Below are 3,702 nucleotides of genomic sequence, written 5' to 3'. Positions count from 1 at the left end.
GCACGAGCGCTCCGGGGATCAGGGCGTCGGCACTGCCGGCGGAGACGTGAGGGACGAGGATGGAGAACATGACCGACACCACCGAGGACACCGGGGACAGCGGACCGCTCGAGAACTGGTTCCTGCTCATGGATCCGGCGTGGGCTCCGTCCGAAGAGGACGAACTGCCGCCTGCGGAGGCCGTCGTCGGGCTGTGGCCGGTGGAGGGCGACGGCCGCGTCGGCCGGTTCCGGGCCAACCCGGACTACGTGCCCGCCGACGAGCACTCGCCGACGGACCCGCTGGACGCCGTGCTGAGGCTGGTCCTGCACGGCGGCGCGGAGGTGGAGCACATCCAGCTGATGCTGCGCGACTGCCTGTTCGACATCGCGATGAACGGGGACGGCAAACCGCTGGTCGTGCAGTCGCCGGACGACATCGCCTGCGTCGTCGTGGCCACCGCGGAGCCGCACCGCAGGAGGGTCAGCTCGCCGCAATGGCGGCGCATCGACCTCGACGAGCTCGTGATGCTGCTGGCCGACGGCGTGGACGTGCTGTTCAACCCCGGCGGCCCGGCGTCGGTCCGGCTCACCGGCGACTTCATGCGCGAGACGTTCATGATGAGCGACGACGAGGTGTCCGCCGTCCACGAGCGGTTCCGGCAGGAGTCGGGCATGCGCGTTGTTCCCTGGGGGCCGGGGCAGGACGAGACGCCGGCCGCGCAGGTCTCCGCGGACTCCGCCGCACCGCGGTTCAGCACGGAGGCGGAGGCACCGATCGCTCCGGAGGCGCGACGGTCGTGACCGGGGTGCGGGAGGGCCGGTTCCCGCTCGCCGGTTCCGCGTGGTCGCGAGGAGGTGACGGCGTGCCCAGCCGGGCGGGTGGCTGCTCGACGACCTCAGCTCCGCCCGGTTCCGCCGTCGGCTCGCCCACGGGTGCGGCTCGCGGGCCTTTCTGCTGCTCCGCGGCGCAGCGCCGGAGCAACCGGGGATCAATTCCGCTGGGCGACACGGTGTCTCCGTCCACTGACGAGCCTTTCCCGCATCTCCTCGTGTGCGCAGCAGCGCGGTCTTCAGTGCAGCTTTCGAAGGCTGGAAAGGCCGATCACGACCTCGGGTCTCGTTTGGTCGTCCGCCGCCGGTTAGTTTGATCTTTCCACGCCCCGGCAGACCCCGGTCCGCTCGTGCGGCGGAGGCGAAGAGGCCGAGAGCACGCGCTGCGAGGAGACGAAGCGGTGAACCGTTGGGACCGATGTGGCGACGAAGGCATGATCGGTGTGCTGTCCGGGGGTGAGGTCGAACTGCTGCGGTCCCACGCGGACGGCCTCGTCCTGGTGGCGGAGCGGTGGCTGGCCCGGTGCCGGTGGGTGGACGGCAGCACCCGCGGATCGGGTCGCCTGGTCGCCGACGAACCGGTGTACGACGAGCGCATCACCGCGATCGTGCGCGAGCACGTGCCCGCGGGTGCCGCCGACTGGGAGATTTCGTGGTGGGCGCCGGTGTACCTGGCGGAGACCGCGGAGGCGGCACGGCGCGTCATCGGCACGCTGCCGGAGTCCGGCGGCGTGGTGCTGCTCGAGACCGCGCAGGACGTCGACGCCTGGTGCCGGCTGATCGGCGACGTGCTCGCCGCCCTCCACCCGTGCGGCGACTGCTGCGAGGACGGGCCCACGAGCGCTCAGGCGTGGCTCGAGTCGTTGCTGGGGCCACTGCTGGTCGGCGTCACGGCGTTGTGACCGCGGACGGCGGGAGGCCGTCCGCGGCCGGTCTCAGATGAGGCCGTGGCGCAACGCGTAGGCGACCGCGTGGGCGCGGTTGCGCAGGTTGAGCCTGCTGAGCAGGTTGTGCAGGACGTTCTTCACGGTGCGCTCGGAGTAGATGAGCCGCTCCGCGATCTCGGCGGTGTCGAGGCCGTCCGCGAGGAGCCTGATCACCTCGGTCTCGCGCAGCGACAGACCGGCGAGGGTGAGGTCGCGCGGCCCGAGGGTCGTCTCCTGCAGCTGCTTGAGCCCTCGCAGGACGTTGCCCAGCTGCTCGGCCGGCAGGTCGCCCCGTCCCTCGCGGGCGTCGGTGATGGCGCGCAGCAGCCTCGTCCTGGCCGTGGCTTCCGCGCGCGGCACCAGCACGACGAGTCCGTGCTCGATGGCCGTCCACAGCTCCGCCTGGCGGAGCTCGTCCGCGATGAGGACGAGGCGGGAGGTGCCGGGCTGGAACGCCTCCTGCAGGCAGTCGTCCGCGACGGCCACGGTGACGTCGGCGTTCTGCGGGTCCGTGACGATCTCGATGCCGGGCGTCGGCCGCAGCATCGCGAGCAGGCCCGATGCGATCAGCGGGTCCGAGGCGTGGACCAAGACCCGGATGGCCGTGCGGCTTGCGTGCCCTGGTGCCAGGGGGCGCCGGCCGTCCGGCCAGGCGGTCTGCGAAGTCATGTTCACAGGAGACCGTGTGAGCAGCGCGGAAGGCCAGCGAGAACGGGGGGCAGGTTTGCGAAACGACAAAGCTGCCTGTCGACCGCCGGTACCCCGACACGGCTGCCGGGTGCTCGAACCTACCCCTGGTCCACCAGGTTCGGACACGGCTGTTTGGAGCCATACCGCCCGGCGGTAATCGATTTCCCGCTTCGAACTCTGCCCTCTCGCCGGTCCCCTCTCAATCGATACGGCGGTATCGGGTGCGTTTGGGCACCATGCGGTTCCTTTCAGGTTCGGAACCGGTCAGTTCGTCTTGGACGCTCTGCTTTTGCCCGTTTACTGCTGATGTCCGGTCACGGCGAGCAGGCCGAGGGAGGCGTGCGGTGTCCTATCCCCAGTCCGAGCAGGTCGAGCAGCTGAAGAGCCAGTACGAGCGGCAGTTCGCCGAACTGCGCGAGACGCAGCGACGGCTCAGCGAGCTGTCGTGCACCGTCACCGCTCCCCGCCGGGTCGTGGCGGTGACCGTCGGTCACGGCGGCGTGGTGAGGGACGTGAAGTTCCCGAGCGGCGCCTACAAGCGCATGACACCGGCAGAACTGGAGTCCGCGGTCCTGAAGACCATCACGGACGCGCAGCAGCAGGTGGCGGACGAGGCCGCGGACGTGATCGCGCCGACGCTCCCTCCCGGGGTCGACGCGCGCAAGCTCTTCTCCGGGGACGTGGACCTGCAGTCGCTGCTGCCTCCCACGCCCGAGCTGCGCCCCACCACCCGTGACGTCATGAACATCAGGGACTGAGTGCGATGATCAAGTCAGAGAACCCCGGCGAGGACGCTTCCGGTGATGACCGGAGCGGAGGCGGCAGCAGCAGGCCGGCTCCGTTCAACCTCGGGGACGGTTCCGGGCGGATCTCCGTCGACACCGACCAGCTGAACCGGGGTGCGGCGGGTTTCGAGTCGGCCGCTGACCGGTTCCGCCACTACGCGAACAGCAACAGGGAGCTCGCGTCCTACGCGCCGTTGCCGTCCGGTCAGGGCGACGAGAGCTGGAACGCGTTCGCCCCCAAGTACTACAAGCGCTCGGAGGAGTACCTGAACGGCCTCGCCAGCCTGGCGAAGGCCATCGGCGTCATCGCCGGCAGCGTGAAGCAGTTCAGAGCCTTCTGCGTGGGCACGGAGGAGAACGCCACGGACATCTCGCTGAAACTCAAGGATGCAATGGGCCCCGGGAACGCGCCCGGCCAGAAGCCGGACGGTGACGGCCGCCGCTGACACCGCTGCTGCTGCTGCGAGGATTTCGACGGACGTCTGCTGA

5 protein-coding genes are annotated in these 3,702 nt (G+C 70.2%); 4 read left to right on the top strand and 1 reads right to left on the bottom strand.

Features of this window, described 5'->3' with window-relative positions:
• The first annotated feature begins 68 nt into the window (after positions 1-68).
• Positions 69-782 (top strand): type VII secretion system-associated protein, encoded by a 714-nt coding sequence (locus ACRSBM_RS27690; protein ID WP_434447526.1) that lies wholly within the window; start codon positions 69-71, stop codon positions 780-782.
• Positions 783-1,213: 431 nt separating this feature from the next.
• On the top strand, positions 1,214-1,714 hold the full coding sequence (locus ACRSBM_RS27685; RefSeq protein ID WP_434447524.1) for a hypothetical protein: 501 nt from the start codon (positions 1,214-1,216) through the stop codon (positions 1,712-1,714).
• Between the two features lie 33 nt (positions 1,715-1,747).
• Here ACRSBM_RS27685 and ACRSBM_RS27680 read toward each other — a convergent pair whose 3' ends face one another.
• A complete protein-coding gene (locus ACRSBM_RS27680; protein WP_089919718.1) occupies positions 1,748-2,407 on the bottom strand; it encodes a helix-turn-helix transcriptional regulator in 660 nt (219 codons plus the stop codon).
• 365 nt (positions 2,408-2,772) lie between these two features.
• Here ACRSBM_RS27680 and ACRSBM_RS27675 point away from each other — a divergent pair, with 365 nt between their 5' ends.
• Positions 2,773-3,186, top strand: a complete 414-nt coding sequence (locus ACRSBM_RS27675) for a YbaB/EbfC family nucleoid-associated protein (RefSeq protein WP_434447522.1) — start codon at positions 2,773-2,775, stop codon at positions 3,184-3,186.
• Between the two features lie 5 nt (positions 3,187-3,191).
• On the top strand, positions 3,192-3,659 hold the full coding sequence (locus tag ACRSBM_RS27670; protein ID WP_434447520.1) for a hypothetical protein: 468 nt from the start codon (positions 3,192-3,194) through the stop codon (positions 3,657-3,659).
• The last annotated feature ends 43 nt before the right edge of the window (positions 3,660-3,702 follow it).

The organism is Lentzea xerophila, from assembly GCF_051094245.1.
GTDB classification, from domain to species: domain Bacteria; phylum Actinomycetota; class Actinomycetes; order Mycobacteriales; family Pseudonocardiaceae; genus Lentzea; species Lentzea xerophila.
Note: the sequence above shows the minus strand (reverse complement) of the source record. Positions and strands in the feature narration are given on the sequence as shown.

Bases quoted from the DNA above. Each gene is read 5' to 3' on its own strand.
- ACRSBM_RS27680 (WP_089919718.1), bottom strand. From the start codon at position 2,407: ATGACTTCGCAGACCGCCTGGCCGGACGGCCGGCGCCCCCTGGCACCA.
- ACRSBM_RS27670 (WP_434447520.1), top strand. From the start codon at position 3,192: ATGATCAAGTCAGAGAACCCCGGCGAGGACGCTTCCGGTGATGACCGG.
- ACRSBM_RS27690 (WP_434447526.1), top strand. From the start codon at position 69: ATGACCGACACCACCGAGGACACCGGGGACAGCGGACCGCTCGAGAAC.